This is a genomic window from Paenibacillus sp. EKM211P (assembly GCF_011066175.1).
Classification (GTDB): Bacteria; Bacillota; Bacilli; order Paenibacillales; family Paenibacillaceae; genus Paenibacillus; species Paenibacillus polymyxa.
Genome location: NZ_JAAMNS010000008.1, coordinates 174,732 through 195,124, shown reverse-complemented (window position 1 = coordinate 195,124; position 20,393 = coordinate 174,732). Strand labels below are relative to the sequence as shown.

Sequence of the window (20,393 nt, the reverse complement as noted above, 5' to 3'; positions counted from 1 at the left end):
ACCAAATAGGGCGGAGTAAATCCCGCCCTTTGAATTTTTTGTTCTAGTTTATTGTGATTTTGCCGGAACTTCCGTTTTGCTCAAGCACTTGAATTAGTGCTCTTTGGTCACTGTTAGAAAGTCGGATGCAACCGTATGTTGGACGCAGAGGATACCAAGTCAGAGATGTGCTTGTAGCAGGGTCTCCGCCATGAATCATAATTTCGTCGCGGCCATTATTTGTAGCAGTCAGGAAGTTCCCACTTACTGCTTGATTCAGCCACACACGCTTATAAGGACCATAAGAATAGTCGGAGTCACCTTTCGCATAAACAATTGTTTTCGCAACCCCTGTAGGAATGTCTGCATATTTAAGTCTCCAGTTCGTATGGTCGTTACCATTCTTCGGATCATTTGATCCACGGCCTAAAGCTTCTACAGGTCCAAATACCAAACTACCACTATCGTTATAAACTTTCAGTGTTCCTTTGTAATCTCGATTAGATGGAAAATTAGCAATAATGTGATAACCCATTGTTAAACGCCTCCATTTAGTTTAGTTGAGAGTAGATTTGATAGAGTCGCTAACATCTAAATGGCTCCACATTCTTTAATGTTAGTCTTCAATTCCCTCTCACTTATGTAGGTGATTTAAGGCTGCGAATTACAACCAAATCGTGGCGTCACCAGAAGCAGCTTATCGCCAAGGGCTCTTTATTTTTTGTATGATGAACTCTGGATCGAAATATTGAAAAATTGCGTTCATAGCCTCTACGTTGGATTTGTTTGAGCAAGCTCTACTAATTTCATAAACTCATCATCTTATCTATTTTTCGTTCCTCGAAATTGCCAACAAGCGAACGACTGAATAATGCGCTAATGTAGAGATACACCCGCAGAGGATCGCTATGGGAAATCTATAGAATGAAAAGGAGAAACATATCATGGCTAAACACACAATACAAATTCCACCGAATTTTATTATGGGGGCAGCGGCTTCCGCCTGGCAGACAGAGGGCTGGAGCGGTAAACAGGAAGGTCAGGACTCGTATCTGGACGTATGGTACAAAAATGACCGCTATGTCTGGCACAATGGATATGGACCCGCGGGTGCAACCGATTTTTATAATCGTTACGCCGAGGATATTGCGCTGATGAAGCAGATTGGACTGACTCATTATCGCACCTCTATTAATTGGTCCCGCTTCTTAACGGATTATGAGAATGTGGTGGTGGATGAAACCTATGCGGATTATATGGACCGGGTCATCAATGAGTTAATTGCAAGCGGAATCGAGCCGATGATTTGTCTGGAACACTATGAATTACCTGCTTATTTGCTCGACAAATATGAGGGCTGGTCTTCCAAGCATGTGGTAGAGCTGTTTGTGAAATATGCGGAAAAGGTGTTTGAACGGTACGGGGATCGGGTCAAGCACTGGTTTACGTTTAATGAGCCCATTGTTGTACAGACTCGCGTCTATCTGGATGCCCTTCGCTATCCCTATGAACAAAACACACGGAAGTGGATGCAATGGAACTACAACAAAACGCTGGCTACCGCAAAGTGCGTACAGCTTTTCAAAGCCAAAAATTATAGTCAGAACGGGGCTAAAATAGGTGCTATTTTGAATCCCGAAGTGACTTATGCCCGATCCAGCGCCCCTCATGACCAGTACGCAGCACATGTGTATGATTTATTTTACAATCGGGTATTTCTGGACCCGCTTATAAAAGGCGAATACCCGCAAGAATTGTTCGAGCTCATGAGCAAGCATGATATTGCATTTGAGGCTACAACGGAAGAGCTGGCCTTGATTAAGGAAAATACCGTGGACTACGTTGGGATCAATCTCTATTATCCCCACCGGGTCAAAGCGCAGAGTAAAGCGTGGAACGAAAACAATCCTTTTCACCCCTCTTACTACTATGAGCATTTCGATCTTCCGGGTAAAAGAATGAACAAGTCACGGGGCTGGGAAATTTATCCTAAGATCATTTACGATATGGGCATACGTATCAAGAACGAATATAACAATATCGAGTGGTTTGTCGCGGAAAATGGCATGGGCATTGAGAATGAAGCTGCTTTCAAAAATGAGGAACACATCATTCAGGACGACTATCGGATTGACTTTATAACTGAGCATTTATACTACACGTTACAAGCTGTAGACGCAGGCTCCAACTGTACAGGTTATATGCTGTGGGCCTTCACAGACAACGTTTCTCCTATGAATGCTTTTAAAAATCGTTATGGACTGGTGGAAATTAACCTGGAGAATGATCGAAGTCGGCATTTGAAGAAATCTGGCTACTGGTATCAATCTATTATCAAGGAGCGCTCATTTGTTGCTGATCTGGATGAAGAGTATAAGTAGTTAAATGGACAAGCTGGCTGGCGAAAACATATAAATTCGTCCAAACCAAAAAGAGGCTGAGAGGTTTTCTCAGTCTCTTGGTTGATTCGCGCGCTCGTTAGCCCTATACGCCTTCTTTGCCTGTGCCCATACTGCTCACGTACGTTTCCTTTAGACCGGCAGAGATACCGTATAGCGGTTCCCAACGAAGCCAATGTCTGGCGACTGCGTTACTCAGACAGCTGTGGTGAATATCTCCCGCCCGCGCCGGTGAATACACAGGGCGCACAGACGAACCGTGCAGCTTTAGTAAATCATAGGCCAGCCGATTGATGGACGTCGTTCGTCCCGTACTTACATGCACCGTGCGTTGGTCCGCTGCATGCATAGCCGCCATATTGGCTCGAACTATATCCTTGACGTACACAAAGTCACGGGTTTGCGTTCCGTCGCCGTGAATGAGCAAGGGGCTTCCTTTTTTCAGCCGCTCTATAAAAATAGCGACGACACCGCCCTCTCCTTTCGCTGCCTGACCGGGACCATACACATTTCCGTAACGCAAAATCGTGTAGTTCAAACCGTACAACCGATAAAAAAGCCGAATATACGATTCTGCGGTCAGCTTGGACAGTCCGTAGCCTGAAATAGGCTCCACGGGATCGTCTTCCTGAATACATTGCTTTTGCAGCTCTCCATATACGCCGGATGTGGAGGCAAATATGATTTTCGACACACCCGCATCACGACAGGCCTGCAACAAATGAATCGTCCCCAGCACATTCACATCCGCATCCTCATCGGGGTGATGGATGGATTGCTGCACATCAGCCTGTGCAGCCAGGTGAAACACAATATCCGGGCTTTCCCGAATCAGCAGCGTCCTGGCTTCAGGGCTGCGAATATCTGCAATATGCATGACCGCGCGCGGGTCTACATTTGCAGCATTCCCGGTCGTCAGATTATCCAGCACAAGCACTCTGACGCCCGAGTCAGCAAGCGCACGTACCAGCTGGGAACCAATAAATCCGGCTCCTCCGGTGACCAAAGCCTTCACTAGCGCACCCTCCTTTTAAACCGAAGCATCTATCTTCCCTTCGCATCATGTTATGCGATGCTCTACAGCTTGGCGCAGGCGCAAGCACAGGTGGAAGACAATCTATACGTGTTCCTATAGTCTCCGCACCTCAGACATGAAGTCTGACGTTGTCCAGCATATAACGCCACATTTCATCCTGACCGTTCCATATATCCTCGGGTGGCAGGGCTACTGAAACCAATCGCTCCAGTCCCCAATTCAGCTCCGTCACACCTTCAGTCCCTGTATAATCCACGTATAACAAGCGAAAATCATAGGTAACCCTCTGTGACAACACATCATGCAGTTCTACCGCCTGCTCCCGGCTGCCACCGACACGAACCAGCAGCAGACGGGAGGCCAATGCGAATTTCTCCAGTAAACGTGCGATGCGGCGATCAAGTGTCGTTTTGAATGTAGGATAAGACGCCAGCTGCTCTGATGTATTCTGGCTAACCGGAAAATGGTGTGCTGCTGTAACCTCATAGGACGCATCCTCAACCAGGAAGTTATGACCTCCGTAATCATGCCCTGTGACACGCAGGCTTTCAACATCCATAAAACGGGCAAATCGCTCATTCAGTAAACGACTGATCTGTGACAAATTGCCAGAAATCATCCAATCCAGCGGACCTGCATACGGACGCAGTCCGTTTTTATCCAGCTGAATCGATGGTAAGCAATGCCCTCCCAGGCTAAACACTGCGTCATATTCCCCTTGCAACCGTTCAAGCACGACGACCTCCCCTTTTCGACAAGGACATTCCCTCAAAAAGGGTGCGCCAGTGTGGATCACTCTTGTAATTCCATACATCGGCAAAAGGCATTTCCACTGCGCATACATGAGGAAGCTGCCAATCCACCTCCGTCAACTCCGTTACACCGGAACAATTCACCACTAACAACCGAAATTCATTCGCTACGATCCCCGACAAGATCCGCTCCAGTTCCTCTACTTCTTCATAGGTGCCCAGCATACGGACGAACAAGCTGCGCTTGGCCATCTGTGTTTTTGCAAAAAAACGTTCGATACGACGGTCTATCTTTTCCCTGAACTCGGGATAGGTCACCAGATCTGCGGACGTGTTGCGTTCCTGCGGAAAATCGTGTACCGAGATCACATTATAAGCAATATCTCTGACCATATAATTCAGTTGGCTCGTACCAACGACACTTAAATTGGGCAAATCCATAAAACCTGCAAACCGATTCTCAAGCAAGCGATTCACATCAGAGAGCGTGTCAGACATCATCCAATCCAGCACCCCGGCAAATGGCCGCAAACGGTTCTTTTCCAATTGAATGGCAGGTGTACAGTTTTGCCCCAGACTGAAGACCGCGTCATATTCCCCTGCCAGCTGTGCGAGTCTCATAGCCGTGCCTCCTTTGTTAAAGCGACCCTTCCCCCGATCTAGCTCTATGCTTCTTCTGTAGTCAAATAGGGGCTTCAGGCCGCAGATTGTTCACTCTACATTACATGCACAGCATGGCAAAAAGGGTTGGACACTGACGCGCTTTTAGTCAAAGAGGCGTACAACTATCCAGTCCACTCGCGGTTATTTTTCATATCATATAAGGCTGGTAACCTAACGGAATTCAAGGAGGCATCATGATATGTCTGTGTTTCTTTTAACTGTCGATCATCATCTCGCTTACCACAGCGCCCATATACAAAGCTGCCATGTAACCTTTTTCAATCGTGAAAAGAGATCTGTTGATGTGCTGTTGGAAATGGGGAATGACAGCGGCGTTTTCAGGCGGCAACTTCTTCGGCTGAGCCCTTCTCCCGAAGCTGGGTCTGTATTGGAGATCAAGGATATGGAGGCAGCCCAAAATCCATTTTATCTGCGAGTGGTCACGAATATTTACAATCCCGAAACGCTGTTTATCCTGGCGGAATTTGTGGAGAACGGGAACGTAGTCGCTAAGCGGACAGCCAGTCATTTTACCGTAACACCTTAATGAACAGGCAGAGGAGGAAAATTGTATGTTGTTGAAATATACAGTTCAAAACAAAGCTGAAGCAGGCACATATGCACTGCCTTTTCAGGTTACCGAACAGGAGATCGTACTCTCTACATTGATCATTCCTGCGAGTGAAGCTGAAGGACGTATTGTTATCGAAGTCTCTTTGGCATGGGAGAATCCGCTGCTCAACTGGGATATTGGGGAGCTGGATATTCGATTGCGCCGCAACGATGAGCAGGGACCCGTGCTGGATTGGCTACAGGACTCCTGTTATCAGGAGGGATTTGCCGAGTTAAGCTATGAGGAAACGGGAATAAAAGCAGAGCCTCATGTATACTGTTTAACCGTACAATCAGCTGACCGCCGTGCTGTTGTTACGGGACCACTTATGATGCGAGGCTCGGTTTATGAAGACCAAATGGATGACAACCCGGATGAACAATGAGCTGAAATAAACTAAAGGCAGGTGGGAATGTAAGCCCGACCTGCCTTTTTATATGGTCTGTATGCTCATGGCGCAGATTGTTTCAGCCGTTCCAAAATGTCAGCATCCGGCAGCTTATAATCCTCTGGCAACGAGGTGTTAATTCGGTTCCAGATTGCGTAATCGACCATCTGATCTGGATGTGACTGCTGGATTTCAAAAATACGGTTGTACAAGTCTCCAACGATAGGAAAAGTCATGCTCTCCCTCCTAACTACTGAATCAACGCACTTGATTAAGCGCTTGCCCATAAATATTGACGAGCCGTTCAATCATAACATCCAGCGACCAGTGCGCGGTTCCCCATGCCTTGGCACGATTCCCCATAGCTATCCGTACTTCATCCTGAGCGAGTAAATGCTGCAAATGAGCTGCAAGTGCCTCCACATCGCCAACCGGGGAAACCAGTCCAGTGTGTTCATGCTTCACCATTTCCGGCAGTCCACCCGCATCCGATACCACTGCCGGAAGCCCCATAATCTGTGCCTCCATGACCGAAAACGGCTGATTATCCTGTATGCTCGGATGTACAAAAAGGTCCGCCAGTTGTAAAAGAGCGGGTACATCTTCATGATGTCCGAGAAATACCACGTCTTCTTCCAGCCCCAGCTCCTTCGCCTGTGCCTGAAGCTCTTCCCTCTTATCTCCCTCCCCAACAATCCAGCAAACCCAATCCGTACGGCTTGCTTTCAATAGGCCAAGAGCGCTCATTAAATAATGTAGCCCTTTGATATAGACCAGCCGAGAAGGACAAATGATAACTTTTTTCCCCTCAGGTCGTGTCATGTCCGTTCCCCTGGCATGGACTTCCCAGAAGTGTTCGGTGTCTAAGCCATATTGGAAAGTGGCAATCTGCTGCTCAGGCACTTCGAACTCACGCACAAGCGTCTGCTTCATCCATTCTGTAGACGTAATCGTAATATCAGCGGAAATAGCGCCATAATGCTCCAGCGCCCAATAATATTTCCACATCAGCGTCTCGCGGTAACCCTCTTCATGATCCCGCTCCAGAGCCATCATGACTTCACGAGCCAGCGAGCCATGAATATTTGCTACCAACGCACTGTCTTTGCGTTTGACCCGACTTAGAGCACGAGTGGCTATGACATCTTGCGTATGAATCACATCATACTGCTCAACCCCGAAATAGGCTGCCGCCAGTTCCATACAGTATCGATCCTTTTCCACCGTCTGCACCCATGAATCCAAATGTAATACAGGGGCAGCTGATTCATTCAGCTTCGTATGCAGCAAGGGCAGCAATTGATCCTTCAGCAACTCCTTATCTTCAAAAACAATATGGTATTTAGGGGTATCCGGTCCGTTCCCCATCAAGTCTACCGTGTGACCCAGTAGCTCAAGTCTTCGTTTAATTTGCAGCATAAAGGGCCACACACCACCCAAATGAGGAATCGGCCAGTACGTAGCCAACAAAATTTTCAAAACAGCCCCACCTCCTCTGTCTCGTACGTTAAGCTACATTCCGTTGCTTCCGTAAATTTGCTGGAAACCCGATAATGCGTCTGTCCAGACCGCAAAAAAACCGTTATTCGGCACGATCGTTACATCAATAAAATTGCCGATCGTGACCACTGGAACAGGACTAATCCCGTTAGGATTAAAGGAACTGTCTGTTATTCTGAGGTTCGTAAATGTATTCCCTCCGTCAGATGATTCTGCAACAAATACATCTAATAAAGAGGCTATGATTTGATTGGTGTAGTACACAATCTTAATCACACCGGTCACGGGCGAAACATCAATGGCCGGGAAAAAATGCTGTGCTCCTGCACTGGCTCCTGTCACCGATTGCGGCGCAGTCCAGCTTAATCCACCATCCACGGACCGGGCAAGCAGCACATCCGCATACCCTGCCCGATTATCCTGCCAAACCGCATAAAGCGTCCCCTGATTCGGGCTGGTGGAACGATCTATGGCAATGTTGGCCGTCGGCAATACATTAAAGCCAAAACCGACCACAGGCAGCGGACTTGGAACTGGGACGACAGAGGACACTGGCAGCGAGGAACTGAACGAAGTCCCCCCATTGAAGGACACAATGACCTGATATTGGTTAACCGGATTCGTCACAATGTACCCGACATAAATCACCCCTGTAATGCTCACGGTGATTTCTCCGCGCGTGATCTGATTGGAACCAGGAGTGAGCACCACAGGTGTATTCCATGTGATTCCTCCATCCTGCGAGCGTTGAAAAAACATGACTGAGCCGCCGAAAAAGTCGGGGTTATACTGATGCGTATAACATAAATAGATGTTGCCAGTATAGGAGCTGACCTGTGAAGTATCGAATTTCACGCTGACTTCCACATTATTGACAAACGTCCCATACCCTCGTTGGGCAATCACGGGTGGATCAAATGTATTCCCATTGTCTCTGGACACATAGGTAGCGATGGTACCGCTCAAGCCGTCTGCGGTAAATACGTGACAAGCTATGACGAACAAATTGGGAAAACCATAGCTGACGCTATGGGATTCAGCCCCTACATAACCGACTGGCAGCGGTAAAATCTGCTGTGTGAAGGAGACACCGCCGTTATCTGAACGGTATACTGCTGTCAACGGCGGTCCGGTCGTAAAATCAATGGTAGCAGCTACTATGGTACCGTCGAGCAGATTGAAAGCCACACTCGGCTCCTGTGCCAGCCTTCCACTGGGCGTAAGCTGTACGTTCGGCATCAGGTTTCACCTCCCGGTACGCCAGCAAAAATCGTTAAACTGCCTGTGCGCGTATCCGTCCAGACGGATATATAGCTGTTCGGTGGTACAATGGCGATATCAATGTAGTCGCCGATCAGTTCTGATTCGCCCCCACCTACATTCGGGTTAAAGGAAGTCGTTGTGAGACGACTGTTCGTAAAGGTATTTCCCCCATCTGATGATTGAGCGGCGAACACATCCAGATTAAAGCCGTCCAGGCGATTCGTATAGTAGACAACAACGACCAGCCCCGTCTTGGGCGACACTGCAATCGCAGGGAAGAAATTTTGAGAACCCGGCGGGCTGTCTGTCACAATGACTGGGGCGCTCCAGGTACCGCCAAAATCGCTGGATTTGGACAACAACACATTGCTGTAGCCCTGACCAAAATCCTGCCACACGGCATATAGCGTATTTGTTGTAGAAGGCACCCCCGAGCAGTCTGCTGCCAAGCAGGGAGAATTCAATACACGAAAATCATATCCGGGGACGGGCAACGGACTAGGTACCAGTGTTATGTTGGACACAAGAATATCCCCGCTAAAAGTGGACCCTCCATCAAAAGAACGCCGGATAAAGAAAGCCGGTGTTTGCGGCCCCGTACGAATCCAGCTGACATATACACTGCCATATTTGTCGACCGCAGGCTCAGGCCGCTCTGTGGAGGACTGGATATTGGAAAGCATTAACGGTCGATCCCAGGTCAATCCTCCGTCAGTGGAGCGCTGGTAGAAGGCCGCTGACCGAGCATTAACCTCTACGTTGTATTGGCGGTTATACGTAACGTAGACATGCCCTAGATACGGACTTGCCCCTGCGTTATCTGTCGTAATATTGGTCCAGTCATTATTAATGTAATCTCCATAGCCTGGGTTAATGACCACCGGAGGATCAAAACTGGCCCCATTGTCCGTAGAACGGTAGATCACGACAGCCCCGTTCTCATTTCCCGGAAACACATGCGCCGATACGATAAAAATATTGGGGAAAAGATAGGCCACCATTCCTGCCTCTGCTCCTGTATATCCCGGTGGGAGTGGCAGTAACGTATCGGTCCAGTTCGCCCCGGCGTCCAGTGAGCGATACAGTCCAATTAAAGGGGGCCCGCTGCTAAAGTCAACAGCTACAGCCACAACGATATTCGGATTCAGCAAATTAACAGCAACACTAGGCTCAAACTTGGGCAGGCCGCTGGGTGTTACTTGAAAATTCAAAGGCATCGCGAGCATTCCCTTCATTATATATAGATATGCCTGAAGTGCTTCTATCAAAATGTACTTTTTTCGGTATAGCCTACAGACAACCATACAAGCTTTCCTCTCCATAGATTCATAGTATAGAAGCATCCCTATTGAGGGATTCCATCATACTGTTTTGAGAGGATGATTCTATTGGCTTTTACAACCGGATATATGACAAACACAAGGGATTTTGGTACTGCCTGCTCCAATGTTGTTGTAAATTTGGTCAATGAGGACACAGTGAACGCGGCAACCGTGACCATCCAAATTTTTTTCTCACTCGTACCGGATACCAAGACACCACTGTACGTAACATCGGTTAATTTGCCCGCAAACTCGATTGCACGCCGGACCTTCTTTATACAAGGGGTTCTTGCCTATGAGGTGCAATACAACGTAGTCTCCGTCGCTCCAGCCAATGTTGTGCTTTCCAACTTTGGACTGGATCAGTTTGGTAATGTTGTACAGGAGCATCGTGTTCTCCAGTCCGAGCTGACCACAATCCCGGCACTGTCCCCTGTTATTTAAAAGCCACCCTGTTCCAGTGCCTGATGCAATCTGTGGGTATAATACACGTAATTCCATTCCGGCGGAACGGACTGAACCCCTCGGCCGCTGCCGATGGTTGAGTGGTCATCTGTATAGTAGGAAAAGGCATGTGTATCCTGCAAAGGGCGCAATAAATCCGTAAGATACAACAAATCTGTCACGGCAATATAAGGTTTGACACCGAAGCATACAACAAAGCGTGTTGTCGTTTCACCAATCGCCTGAATCAGTGCTTCCTTGACGGAATAATGCGGTCTCGGCGTTACGATTAGCCGAGGGTCAAGCATCATTTCCAGAAAGGAAGAAGCTCCCTGTTCCGGCGTAATATCCAGCAACCGCACGATGCAATTACTGTAATGCTGCTCCAGCAGATTATCGAGCAACGGCTCAGCTTGAGCCATATCTGTAATAGGCATTAAAATGGTCATTTCAAGTGGGATACCCCGGCGGGCCCTGGCCTCATGTTTGGCGATTTGAAATGCATGCCGCCAGCGTCGATGTTCTTTTTGGCTGCGCAAGCTGGCCGATACACTAAAAGCAGAATCCACCCGATAATCCATCAGGATCTCCGGGATGAATTTCATGTTGCATGTCTCGGTCAGCCGCAGCCAGTAATCATAATCCTCTACAGGTTGCAGCCGATAGCCGTCGATCAGACGGGCATATTGGCTTTTGTACATAAATGACACCCCGACAATGCTGGCGTTCAACAATTCGTGATGCGGCTGACTTTGGTACCGAATCAGCGCTTGTTGATGCTGCTGGTCGTATAACGGATTACCCGCAGCGTCAATCTGACGGAAGGTGGAGAACACAAGTCCAAGCGAATCGGGCCCCCGCTCTAGCTCGCACCGCAATCGTTCGATAAAGGATGAATGATACACATTGTCGCTGGATACCCAGGTCACATACTTGATCGCTGGATCTTTAAACAACTCATCGAATCCCCGGTTAAGGGCATGGGATACTCCTTGGTTCTGAGGGAGTGTAACTAACTGAACGCGCGGGTCTCCCATTGCTGCGTGAAGCGCCGGCTCTATCATTTCCGGCGCCCCGTCAATCACAATGATGAAGCGAAATGCCCTGTAACTCTGGGCTAGTACGGATGAGATCGCAGCTTGCAGATAACCAATATCCTGTTTGTACAGCGGCATAACAATCCCCGTATCTACCATATCAATCCCCCCTGACAAACTTTCGCTTCATGAGGATAAACCGCCCAACATCTGACTGAAGCGATCTCGATAACGTGCTTGGGTGATGTTGTACTCCTGTTCCACAGCAGGCCAATATTTTTTGGTTCCCATTTCATCATGCCAGCGGTAGTTAACCAAGGACTCGTTCAGAAAAGGAAATGGATATCCTGCCAGCATTACTCGGTACCACATATCCAGATCATGGGTGTACGGCAGCAGTTCATCGAACAAACCGATATGTGCAAACAGCTCCTTTTTGAACATCACCGTACATCCATTGACCGGATTCCCCTGCTGGAAAAAACGGTAAAACTCCGTCAGGGACGGAAATACAGCAGCTGCTTGATAGGCTGTGACTTGGCTGTGTTGATTGATGAAATTGAAATTAGTATGAGAGATGTATGCACTCTGTTCGATCATAAAAGAAACCTGGTTATTAATTTTGTCCCTATGGTAGGTATCGTCGGAGCTGAGCCACGCAATATATTCACCGCTGGCATGCCGGATACCATGATTCAAAGCGCTGGCTGTTCCACCGTTAGACTTGCCCAAATAATGTATATAGGGAAGATAGGGCTGAAGCATATTAACATGTGTGGTGGACCCGTCATCGACGACAATAATCTCAAGCGGCCCATAGGTTTGCTCCAAAGCGCTTTGTAAAGCCTGATCCACATATGCACAGTTATAAAAGGGAATGACGATCGTTACTTTTGGTCTCATATCGTTCCTTCCTTTCCAGCTCGGCGGTATTGAATCATATCCTCCAGCGATTGCCCCAGCTGTATGGTCGGCTTCCAGCCCATCTCCTCCAGCTCCTGCGCCCGATATGCCTCCGTTGCCGCTGGCTCGGCTATATCTCCCCATTGTATGGGAATAGATATTTTCGCCAGCGCAACCATACGTTCCACGATATCTCCCAGTTCCACAATGCGGCCTGTGCAGACCGAGTAAATTCGGCCTGGCACTCCCTTTTCCAATAGCACGCCATAGGCGCGAACTGCATCACGAACGTCGAGAAAATCACGCTGCGCATGTCGGGAAGACACGCGAAACGGAGCTGCCTCCGTTACGAATTGCTCTTTCATGCGTTCTGTCCGAACGATATACCCCGCGAGTAATGCACAAAAGCCGGTGGATGGACCCGGGCCAATCAGGTTGCAAGGCTCTGCCAACATGACAGATTGCTCGAACAGCGCGCCCCACGAGAGCGCGACTGCCTCTTGAATGCTTTTGCTAAGGCTGTATGGATGCGTTGGATGGTATGGTGCCTGTAAAGCCGTCTTTAGCCGAGAACCCGCAACAACAATTCTGGCTTGGGGGAAAGGTCGCAGTACATCGAGCAGATACAGGGTGGACAGTACATTGGATTCCATATATAGCAATGGACTCTGCCAAGATTCAGGTACGGAATTTTTGCCACCCAGGTGAAGCACATAATCCGGAGCAATGTGTCGAATCACTTCGCCCAGACGTTTCTTGTCGAGCAAGTCGCACACATAAGGTGTAATACAGCCACGTGTGCCCGCTTCCAGGCTGAAATCCCCATCATTTTCAGTCTGTGAGGTCAATTTTGTAGCAGAAGCGGCAGTGCGAGTCAGCGCTGCCACCTCCCAGCCAAGTTTTGCAAAATAGCGGCAGGCATGCATCCCGGTATAGCCCGCCGCTCCGGTAATGGCTATGACTGGCCGACGTTGTTCCGCTGTGCTTCTGTCCATTCCAGCAGCTCCTTCAGCATGATGCTGTAGTGAGGAACATCGTAGAGCAGATCGGCCCGGGTAGAACGAAGCGTCCGGTCCTGCACCGGCTCATCCTTCGGCACGATCCGAATATCCTCTCTCTTCCAGATATCTTTGAACAGAAGCAGCAAATCATGCTTGCTGATCGGTTCAGGGTGAACCAGATGAATGAGTCCGTCCAACGGCTCATTCATCAACACTTGTATCGCTTTTGCTAATTCCAGCGTTGTGACTCCGTTCCAAAAGACCCGGCGGTATCCGTCAACGTCTCCGCTCTGTTGCAAGAACCAGTGCAGCAAGCCAATCCCGCCTGACCGAATCTCCGGTCCGATAATAGAGGTACGGATGGTCAGATGCCGTGGTGCCTTTACTTCTCCGAGTATTTTCGTCAAAGCATAGGCACTTGTCCCATCAGGTTGATCTGTCTCCTCATATAGGCCAGGAACCCGCTTTCCTTCGAATACGCAATCCGTGCTGATATGAATCAATCGGGCACCGATACTGTCCGCCGTCTGCCGGAGAAGATGCGGCAGCAATCCATTGATTTGGTATGCCGCAATCTGATCTTTCCCGGCATATTGATTGAGTACGCCAACCGCGTTAATAATTACGTCTGGCTGTACACTCCGTACCAGCTGCTCCACCATAAAGCTGTCCTTTACATCCAGCAGGAGACCGCCTTTATTTGCGGAATCACGGGTGGTATAGAACACGTTATACCCGCTCTGGTTTTGAAAATACTTAACCAGAACATGGCCTGCCATGCCGTTCCCGCCCAAAATAAGCAGCTTCATTTGATGAACCCCCCGCTTTGGAGAATGCTTCGAATCTCCTCTTTTGACATCAAATTGAATTCCGAACTAAAGCTGCTGAACGATACCGGAGGGCACTGATTATAACGGTCCTTTAATTGAGGAATATTCAGTGTCGGGAGAATGACCAAATATTGCTCGTCATATACTACCGTTGTCAGGCTTTCAAAGTCACTCATCAAAATCTCGTGTATTTTCTCACCGGGACGGACGCCCTTTTCTATGATTTCTACATTTTCCACGCCTGAATCCTCAATGAGCACCTCAGCCAAATCCACAATACGGCAGGTTGGCATGGTCATGATAAAAATTTCGCCGCCAACGCTTTCTACTGAAGCTTTGAACAGTAGACTGATGGCATCACGCAAGGTCAGGAAGAAGCGGGTCATGTTCATATCTGTGATGAAAACCTTGCCCTTTTGGCGAATCTGGCTTTGGAACAAATGCACCACGCTTCCGTTTGTACCCAAAACATTACCGCCGCGTACCGTCACAAAACGTGTATCACTATTCAGCAAATTGGCGTAAACAATCAGTTTTTCTCCAATCGCCTTCGTCATACCATAAAAATTGGAAGGGTTGGCCGCCTTGTCAGTCGATATATATATGACCTTCTTTACCTGATTGGCGACAGCGGCCTCGATTACATTTTGGGTGCCTACGACATTCGTTTTGAGCGCCTCATAGGGCTGATCCTCACAGACAGGTACGTGCTTGAGAGCCGCCAAGTGGAATACATAGTCTACTCCTTGGCAAGCGGTAGTCAGCGCATCCTTATCCCGAATATCCCCAATACAGAAGCTGAGTCGTTCATCCTCAAACTGCCTGTTCATTGCAACCTGACTCGATTCTCCGCGTGAAAAGATAATGACTTCTTTGGGGTTACGCGGCAATAACTGGGCAACCAGCTCATGCCCCCAGGAGCCGGTACCGCCGGTAACCAAGATACGTTTGTTTTCAAACATGCCGTTTCCCTCCAAGCAGAAATTTTACTACCTTATCCGACACATCTTCCGCCAGATAGCCTGCGGGACATTGCCACTTATGAGCTATCCCGGTCATTAAGGCTACCGCATTTGCTATAACCTCGCCATCAAGACCGGACACGATATTGCTACCGCAATCTACCGTTTCCGGCCTTTCGGTCGTGCGACGCATCGTGACCGTCGGCACCCCCATGACACAGCATTCTTCCTGTACGGTACCGCTGTCCGTCAAAGCGCAGCGGGCATGTCGCTCCAGCAGAACGAAGTCAAAAAAACCGAACGGCTCGTGGAATTCTACCAGCGGATCAAGCTGGATCGGCGGGTGGCTTGCGATCCGGGCGGCCGTGCGGGGATGAATACTGCAAATGACACGCTGCCCGAACTGCCGGGCTACCCGGTTAAGACCATCCAAAATAGCCAGCAAATGCGGCGGATGGTCGACATTTTCAGCTCTGTGGGCAGTGACCAGGAAATATTTTCCTATCGACAGTCCTAACTTTTTCAGAATTTCGCTGCCGGATACCTCTTTCTCATAGTGTTGCATTACTTCATAGATCGGATTTCCAGTCAGTATAATTCGTTGGCTTGGAAAGCCTTCGCGTAGTAGATGCTGCTTGCTTTGCTCTGTATAAGGCATATTAATGGTAGAAATCGCATCAATGACGCGCCGATTCTTCTCCTCTGGCACATCCAGATCATAGCAGCGGTTCCCTGCCTCCATATGCACAACGGGGTAACCCATACGTTCCGCAAGCAGGGCACATAAGGCGCTGTTCGTATCACCTAGCAAAAGTACATGATCCGGGCGTTCCTTGTTTAAAATGTCCTCCATCTGCGAGTACATGGCAGACAGTTGTTTGCCCAGCGTTCCCGCTTTCTCCTGAAGCACATAATCCGGGGCGCGCAAACCCAGCTCGCGGAAGAATTGTCCGCTCAGGCTTTCCGTATAATTTTGGCCCGTATGCACAAGCACATGTTCATCTGCATAATGGTCCAGCTTCGGAATAATCAGGCTGAGCCGTATAATCTCCGGTCTTGTGCCGAGCACGGTCAATATTTTCATGGTTTTGGAACCCACCTTTGCTGTCGTTGTTTCATAGAACTGTGGAGTTCAATGAATAATAGCCATCCAGCAGACTGGCTGTGCTCCGGCTAAACGTTCATCTCAACGGTCCGGTGTATGTTCACCCGGACCGTTGTTTGGAATGCTGTCTGGCCTTGAGTATGACTCGCTTCTGCTTGTGCGCTTTGGATCGCCGTGACAGGAGTTTGAGTTTCCGCTTGAGCTTCTGTTTGGACTTGGATCTTCGATATAACGGGGACCCGTGAATTTTCTTGAGACGGCTTCTGCCAGCGCTTCTCTTGTACCTTCGATTCCGCAGTCTGGTATGCTTGCGTCCCTTTGGCCATCTTGCCCGAATACTACGCTTGCGGCGAGGCAACTCAGATGGTGCCTCAGGCAAAGGGGGAGCTGGTTGTGGCAAGCCCTGAATAGCTGCATATTCAATTGGCGGCAGGCCCAGCACCGGCAGTTGATTAACCACCGATTCGGGAAATTCTCGAACAGTGTGGGCATAAGCCTCAGGTATAGCAGTGACCTGACGCAGTCCTTCGCTTTCCCTCGTCCATACCGGTCCACCCGGCTGCTGAATCAATGGGAACCAATGCGGATGATGACATACCCATTGACTGACCATGACATGCAGACTGCTTCGGTAGGAATCGGGTCCGTACACACGCGTAGCCGCACTGTTGTTGCGCACACCAATTCGTTCCATTTCCTCGGGATGATCGAGCAGGTAGCCTACTTTTTGCGCCAGGATGTCGCTGTTTCCCGGCTCTACCAAAAAATCTGTATTTCCAGTCGCCTCCATCAATTCCACAAGCCCGCCCTGAGCAAAGGCTACTACAGGCTTGCCGTAAACCAGACCCTCCAGGGCCGTCATACCAAAGCCTTCCTCCACCATGCTAGGGATCACAACAATATCCATTGCGCTATAGGCTGTTGAGACGGACTCCTCAAATGAACTGAACTGGAAGCGGCGGCTATAACGGGACTGGCGAATCAAAGAGACACATTTTACGTAATACTCGGAGTCCACTGAGCTGCCGATGATCCAGAAACGACACTGCGAATTGGTTTCACACAGCTTTAGAGCCATTTGGACAAAAGGCAACAGCCCTTTGGCTTCGTAGATAAAGGATGAAATATAACCAATGCAGATATGAAAATCCCGCAGTCCCAGCTTTTCACGTTTCCTCTTCCGTTCCAGCACATGCTCTTTGGGAGACGGCATTTCCATATCCCGACATGGAGACAACACCGTATGCTGACGTGTCAATCCCCCGCCATACAAAGGACGCATAACCGCTTGCGAAATGCCGATGACCCATTGGCTATAACGCTCAATAATGGAGACAGAAACTGGCGTATGCGCATTTTGATTAATGACCTCAGTTATTTTCCAGATCACCGGAATATTAAGCTCTTGGGCAGCCATAGCTGGCATGACGTTCACACAGGTATTGACCAGCACCACATCAGGCCGAGCTTGCCCAAGCATCTGGAGCAACGGCGCGTACGCCACATGATTTCGCAAATTCTCCGCATCCTGCGCCAATCCCTCGTACGGGGTATACATGCCATGCAGCATGAATAGATTCTGAATCTGGACAGTGATCCCACGCTTGCGGGCCATTGAGGTTAGCCGCCCTTCACCAGGCGTTACCAGAATGCAATCGAAATACGTACGAACGTCTAGGCAAAATTGCAGCAGCAGCTTTTCCGCCCCTGTAATACTGCGAACGTTGCTGACATGGCTGAATAGCATCATTTTCGGCTTGATCGGAGTTCACCTCCTTTAAAAATAACAACCATCGGACGTGTGTGAATGGCCTTATGGGAATATGACCGATAGCAGTTGGTCAATCCGGTGACCATACGTGTGCTCCCGCAGGGTTCGTTCCAGCGCACGCAGAGCAATCTCACGGCGCTCCTTTTCATGCGTTAAATAAAACTCAACCTTCTCCAGCAGTTCCTGCTGAGAACTGTAAGTTTCAATCTCTTCGCCTGGCTTGTAAAAACGAGCCAGATCGTCTCTTGTATCCGTCAGTTGCAACGTGCCACTAGCGGAAATTTCAAACGTACGAGGATTTGGCGAAACCCCCGGAATTTTCAGTGAGTTGTTGTTCACTGAATCATCCTGGTGGGAACGATGAAGATTAATTACGATTTTGCTGCCGTTATACGTATCATTTGTCTCAGCCGGAGACATCCAGCGTCCCAGCTCAATTTTGTCACCATACGACTGATAATCCGGGAGACGATCCCACCAGATTCCGTTGATTTTAATGTTACGAGCCATGAGCTGCGGCATAATCGGATTGAAAAAATAGATGCGATTCCAGTAGGCTGAACCTGTAAATCCAATCTCACGCCGGACTGAAGCAGGCGAGCTGAGTGGGAAATAGTGAGTCAAAAATGCTCCAAAGGGCAAATAGTGCACAGACGTGCAACCCAACTGACGATACAGTTCTATACAGTTCATTTCTAAGGTGAACACATAATCATAATTCGTCACAATTTTGGTCGTCGTATCGGTGTAATAGGGATCGTCCGTCAGCCAGATGGCAGTGGGAATGCCCAACTGGCGTACTGCAGCCACCTGTTCTAACGGTAGATCCATCCCATCCAGTGCCAGCATCAGATTCGGACGAAGCTGAGCGGCAATATCTCCTACCGGCTGGCGCGGGTCTGTTACGGTAACCTGAGCCGTCATGCTCTGCAACGTGGTAATGACCGCCTCATCCAGCGGAGAATACGGAAGGCCTTTGCCCGAGACGACATACAGTACATGGATCTGTCGAGAAGGGAACGTTGCTTTGGTTCGCGACATAATCGCGTTAGCACGTCCGCGCAGGTATCCCTCGTCGTATCCGTCATGGAGTCCCGCAGCTCTCCCCTTCTCCCAGGAGGCCGCCGCCGTCTGGTGAACAGCTGGGTCATACGGTCCTGTCGTAGATATCGTCATCACTTTCACTCCTCACTGTTTATGGTGTTTACTTTAGGCCATCGCCTTGTCCAGCAATTCTTCCATACGATTCGAGTACCTATGCTTTTGCATGGTTGTGTGCAGTGCGCGCCAGGCTATGCGTTCGCGTTCCCAGTCATGCTTGAGATAGTAGTCCAGCTTCACTTTCAATTCCTCTGCTCCCGAGAAGGTCTCAATGTCATAGCCTGGTTGGTAATAACGGCTCAGATCCTTCCGCACATCCGTCATTTGAAGCGTTCCGCAAGCAGAAATTTCGTATGTCCGAGGATTGATGGACTCCGCTGACAACTGGTGTGTATTCCGATTATCCAGTCCGGGGTCTGTCGGGCGGTGCATATTGATAACAATTTTGGAGCCGTTATAGTATTGAGCGGTCTCTTCCGGTTCCATAAAACCCGGACGGATAAAGCGTTCCAGCACATCCCGCCGGGTTAGCCGATCCCAGTGCCCACCTACGATCAGCACTCTTTTATCCGCCAAGAAGGGAGCAAGGTAGTCAAACAGCTTCACACGGTTCCAGAAGGCATTCCCAATGAAGCAAATATCATGCTGATGCTCACGCTCTACCCGACGTGGATAAAAGATACGGGCTGACACAGCAAGCGGCATATAGTGGACCCTCGTTACTCCTTGATCCCGATAAAACGGCAGACAAGAAATTTCATGCGTAAAAACGACATCGTAGGATTGACAGATCAACGCCGTATCCTCCGTAAAGTAGGGATCATCTACAAACCATATGGCCGTCCGAATGCCCATGGCTCGTATTTGTTGTACCTGTTCCAGATGATCCGCTGGAAAAACATGCAGCCCGTTCATGACCAATAAGAGGTCTGGACGGTGAGCCTCAGCGTCAGCCAGCATCGTGGCAGGAGTACCAATGGCGCACGAGCTGCATATTTGGCTCAATGCTTCTTGCACACCTGTGTCTATAGCTGCGAAACCTTGCGGAATATACAACACTTTCAACTGGCGAACAGCAGGTTGTATTGCCACGACCTGTGACAGAGCAGCCGTGCAACCGCCCATTCTGCGCCCTTCCCGATAGCCGCATCGGTGTGCTTCGCGTTCATTTCCGCTTCGTTGATCATTCACATCCTTCACCCTGTCCTGTTGTAGGATAAACTTCTGTCACTCCTAAACTATATGCACAGGGGTCAAACGCATCATGGACGACTGCCACTGCCCGGACAAAATTGGCGTTTGCCCGTCCAACTACCGAAACGCA

21 protein-coding genes are annotated in these 20,393 nt (G+C 49.1%); 4 read left to right on the top strand and 17 right to left on the bottom strand.

Going from position 1 to position 20,393, the window contains the following annotated elements; genetic code table 11:
• Nucleotides 1–43: 43 nt before the first annotated feature.
• Complete coding sequence (locus tag G9G57_RS14240; RefSeq protein WP_016820092.1) at nucleotides 44–514, bottom strand: L,D-transpeptidase; 471 nt, start codon at nucleotides 512–514, stop codon at nucleotides 44–46.
• A gap of 409 nt (nucleotides 515–923) precedes the next feature.
• Here G9G57_RS14240 and G9G57_RS14235 point away from each other — a divergent pair, with 409 nt between their 5' ends.
• A complete protein-coding gene (locus G9G57_RS14235) occupies nucleotides 924–2,360 on the top strand; it encodes a glycoside hydrolase family 1 protein (RefSeq protein WP_117289172.1) in 1,437 nt (478 codons plus the stop codon).
• Between the two features lie 103 nt (nucleotides 2,361–2,463).
• Here the strand turns inward: G9G57_RS14235 and G9G57_RS14230 are convergent, their stop codons facing one another.
• The 3 genes from G9G57_RS14230 to G9G57_RS14220 form a co-directional block, all read right to left on the bottom strand.
• Entirely contained in the window at nucleotides 2,464–3,393 is a 930-nt protein-coding gene (locus G9G57_RS14230; protein ID WP_017427333.1) for an NAD-dependent epimerase/dehydratase family protein, read from the bottom strand.
• Between the two features lie 130 nt (nucleotides 3,394–3,523).
• Entirely contained in the window at nucleotides 3,524–4,150 is a 627-nt protein-coding gene (locus G9G57_RS14225; protein ID WP_019688487.1) for a DUF1796 family putative cysteine peptidase, read from the bottom strand.
• Nucleotides 4,143–4,787 (bottom strand): DUF1796 family putative cysteine peptidase, encoded by a 645-nt coding sequence (locus G9G57_RS14220; protein WP_017427331.1) that lies wholly within the window; start codon nucleotides 4,785–4,787, stop codon nucleotides 4,143–4,145. The genes G9G57_RS14225 and G9G57_RS14220 overlap by 8 nt, the downstream gene beginning before the upstream one ends.
• Before the next feature lie 241 nt (nucleotides 4,788–5,028).
• Between G9G57_RS14220 and G9G57_RS14215 the strand changes: the two genes are divergently transcribed.
• Together G9G57_RS14215 and G9G57_RS14210 are read left to right on the top strand one after the other, a co-directional pair.
• Nucleotides 5,029–5,376: a hypothetical protein gene (locus G9G57_RS14215; protein ID WP_017427330.1), complete on the top strand. Its 348-nt coding sequence runs from the start codon at nucleotides 5,029–5,031 to the stop codon at nucleotides 5,374–5,376.
• A 25-nt stretch (nucleotides 5,377–5,401) separates the two neighbouring features.
• Entirely contained in the window at nucleotides 5,402–5,827 is a 426-nt protein-coding gene (locus G9G57_RS14210) for a hypothetical protein (RefSeq protein WP_164965101.1), read from the top strand.
• Between the two features lie 65 nt (nucleotides 5,828–5,892).
• Here G9G57_RS14210 and G9G57_RS14205 read toward each other — a convergent pair whose 3' ends face one another.
• Genes G9G57_RS14205 through G9G57_RS14190 form a run of 4 tightly spaced genes read right to left on the bottom strand, consistent with a single transcriptional unit; the run spans nucleotide 5,893 to nucleotide 9,897 of the window.
• On the bottom strand, nucleotides 5,893–6,066 hold the full coding sequence (locus G9G57_RS14205; RefSeq protein WP_016820085.1) for a hypothetical protein: 174 nt from the start codon (nucleotides 6,064–6,066) through the stop codon (nucleotides 5,893–5,895).
• Nucleotides 6,067–6,088: 22 nt separating this feature from the next.
• Entirely contained in the window at nucleotides 6,089–7,309 is a 1,221-nt protein-coding gene (locus G9G57_RS14200; RefSeq protein WP_164965100.1) for a glycosyltransferase family 4 protein, read from the bottom strand.
• Between the two features lie 33 nt (nucleotides 7,310–7,342).
• Nucleotides 7,343–8,569: a sialidase family protein gene (locus G9G57_RS14195; RefSeq protein WP_019688490.1), complete on the bottom strand. Its 1,227-nt coding sequence runs from the start codon at nucleotides 8,567–8,569 to the stop codon at nucleotides 7,343–7,345.
• Nucleotides 8,569–9,897 (bottom strand): sialidase family protein, encoded by a 1,329-nt coding sequence (locus G9G57_RS14190; protein ID WP_016820082.1) that lies wholly within the window; start codon nucleotides 9,895–9,897, stop codon nucleotides 8,569–8,571. Before G9G57_RS14190 ends, G9G57_RS14195 begins: the two co-directional genes overlap by 1 nt.
• A gap of 84 nt (nucleotides 9,898–9,981) precedes the next feature.
• Here G9G57_RS14190 and G9G57_RS14185 point away from each other — a divergent pair, with 84 nt between their 5' ends.
• Nucleotides 9,982–10,359: a hypothetical protein gene (locus tag G9G57_RS14185; protein ID WP_016820081.1), complete on the top strand. Its 378-nt coding sequence runs from the start codon at nucleotides 9,982–9,984 to the stop codon at nucleotides 10,357–10,359.
• Here the strand turns inward: G9G57_RS14185 and G9G57_RS14180 are convergent.
• The 9 genes from G9G57_RS14180 to G9G57_RS14140 form a co-directional block, all read right to left on the bottom strand.
• Nucleotides 10,356–11,555: a glycosyltransferase family 2 protein gene (locus G9G57_RS14180; protein ID WP_019688491.1), complete on the bottom strand. Its 1,200-nt coding sequence runs from the start codon at nucleotides 11,553–11,555 to the stop codon at nucleotides 10,356–10,358. The genes G9G57_RS14185 and G9G57_RS14180 overlap by 4 nt on opposite strands.
• A 27-nt stretch (nucleotides 11,556–11,582) precedes the next feature.
• On the bottom strand, nucleotides 11,583–12,299 hold the full coding sequence (locus tag G9G57_RS14175) for a glycosyltransferase (protein ID WP_019688492.1): 717 nt from the start codon (nucleotides 12,297–12,299) through the stop codon (nucleotides 11,583–11,585).
• Entirely contained in the window at nucleotides 12,296–13,294 is a 999-nt protein-coding gene (locus G9G57_RS14170) for an NAD-dependent epimerase/dehydratase family protein (protein ID WP_019688493.1), read from the bottom strand. Before G9G57_RS14170 ends, G9G57_RS14175 begins: the two co-directional genes overlap by 4 nt.
• Nucleotides 13,255–14,109, bottom strand: a complete 855-nt coding sequence (locus tag G9G57_RS14165) for a dTDP-4-dehydrorhamnose reductase family protein (protein WP_016820077.1) — start codon at nucleotides 14,107–14,109, stop codon at nucleotides 13,255–13,257. Before G9G57_RS14165 ends, G9G57_RS14170 begins: the two co-directional genes overlap by 40 nt.
• A complete protein-coding gene (locus G9G57_RS14160) occupies nucleotides 14,106–15,092 on the bottom strand; it encodes a polysaccharide biosynthesis protein (RefSeq protein ID WP_016820076.1) in 987 nt (328 codons plus the stop codon). The genes G9G57_RS14165 and G9G57_RS14160 overlap by 4 nt, the downstream gene beginning before the upstream one ends.
• Entirely contained in the window at nucleotides 15,085–16,176 is a 1,092-nt protein-coding gene (wecB, locus tag G9G57_RS14155; RefSeq protein WP_017427322.1) for a non-hydrolyzing UDP-N-acetylglucosamine 2-epimerase, read from the bottom strand. Before wecB ends, G9G57_RS14160 begins: the two co-directional genes overlap by 8 nt.
• Before the next feature lie 121 nt (nucleotides 16,177–16,297).
• Entirely contained in the window at nucleotides 16,298–17,947 is a 1,650-nt protein-coding gene (locus G9G57_RS14150; RefSeq protein ID WP_019688494.1) for a glycosyltransferase, read from the bottom strand.
• Nucleotides 17,948–18,010: 63 nt separating this feature from the next.
• Complete coding sequence (locus tag G9G57_RS14145; RefSeq protein WP_164965099.1) at nucleotides 18,011–19,144, bottom strand: CgeB family protein; 1,134 nt, start codon at nucleotides 19,142–19,144, stop codon at nucleotides 18,011–18,013.
• Between the two features lie 33 nt (nucleotides 19,145–19,177).
• Entirely contained in the window at nucleotides 19,178–20,269 is a 1,092-nt protein-coding gene (locus G9G57_RS14140; protein ID WP_019688496.1) for a CgeB family protein, read from the bottom strand.
• Nucleotides 20,270–20,393: the final 124 nt, after the last annotated feature.

What these genes read in the sequence shown, in the direction of transcription:
- G9G57_RS14210 (WP_164965101.1), top strand. Translation starts at nt 5,402, where the DNA reads ATGTTGTTGAAATATACAGTTCAAAACAAAGCTGAAGCAGGCACATAT.
- G9G57_RS14215 (WP_017427330.1), top strand. Translation starts at nt 5,029, where the DNA reads ATGTCTGTGTTTCTTTTAACTGTCGATCATCATCTCGCTTACCACAGC.
- G9G57_RS14180 (WP_019688491.1), bottom strand. Translation starts at nt 11,555, where the DNA reads ATGGTAGATACGGGGATTGTTATGCCGCTGTACAAACAGGATATTGGT.
- G9G57_RS14145 (WP_164965099.1), bottom strand. Translation starts at nt 19,144, where the DNA reads ATGACGATATCTACGACAGGACCGTATGACCCAGCTGTTCACCAGACG.
- G9G57_RS14170 (WP_019688493.1), bottom strand. Translation starts at nt 13,294, where the DNA reads ATGGACAGAAGCACAGCGGAACAACGTCGGCCAGTCATAGCCATTACC.
- G9G57_RS14190 (WP_016820082.1), bottom strand. Translation starts at nt 9,897, where the DNA reads ATGGTTGTCTGTAGGCTATACCGAAAAAAGTACATTTTGATAGAAGCA.
- G9G57_RS14160 (WP_016820076.1), bottom strand. Translation starts at nt 15,092, where the DNA reads ATGTTTGAAAACAAACGTATCTTGGTTACCGGCGGTACCGGCTCCTGG.
- G9G57_RS14195 (WP_019688490.1), bottom strand. Translation starts at nt 8,569, where the DNA reads ATGCCGAACGTACAGCTTACGCCCAGTGGAAGGCTGGCACAGGAGCCG.
- G9G57_RS14205 (WP_016820085.1), bottom strand. Translation starts at nt 6,066, where the DNA reads ATGACTTTTCCTATCGTTGGAGACTTGTACAACCGTATTTTTGAAATC.
- G9G57_RS14150 (WP_019688494.1), bottom strand. Translation starts at nt 17,947, where the DNA reads ATGATGCTATTCAGCCATGTCAGCAACGTTCGCAGTATTACAGGGGCG.
- wecB (WP_017427322.1), bottom strand. Translation starts at nt 16,176, where the DNA reads ATGAAAATATTGACCGTGCTCGGCACAAGACCGGAGATTATACGGCTC.
- G9G57_RS14240 (WP_016820092.1), bottom strand. Translation starts at nt 514, where the DNA reads ATGGGTTATCACATTATTGCTAATTTTCCATCTAATCGAGATTACAAA.
- G9G57_RS14165 (WP_016820077.1), bottom strand. Translation starts at nt 14,109, where the DNA reads ATGAAGCTGCTTATTTTGGGCGGGAACGGCATGGCAGGCCATGTTCTG.
- G9G57_RS14175 (WP_019688492.1), bottom strand. Translation starts at nt 12,299, where the DNA reads ATGAGACCAAAAGTAACGATCGTCATTCCCTTTTATAACTGTGCATAT.
- G9G57_RS14220 (WP_017427331.1), bottom strand. Translation starts at nt 4,787, where the DNA reads ATGAGACTCGCACAGCTGGCAGGGGAATATGACGCGGTCTTCAGTCTG.
- G9G57_RS14235 (WP_117289172.1), top strand. Translation starts at nt 924, where the DNA reads ATGGCTAAACACACAATACAAATTCCACCGAATTTTATTATGGGGGCA.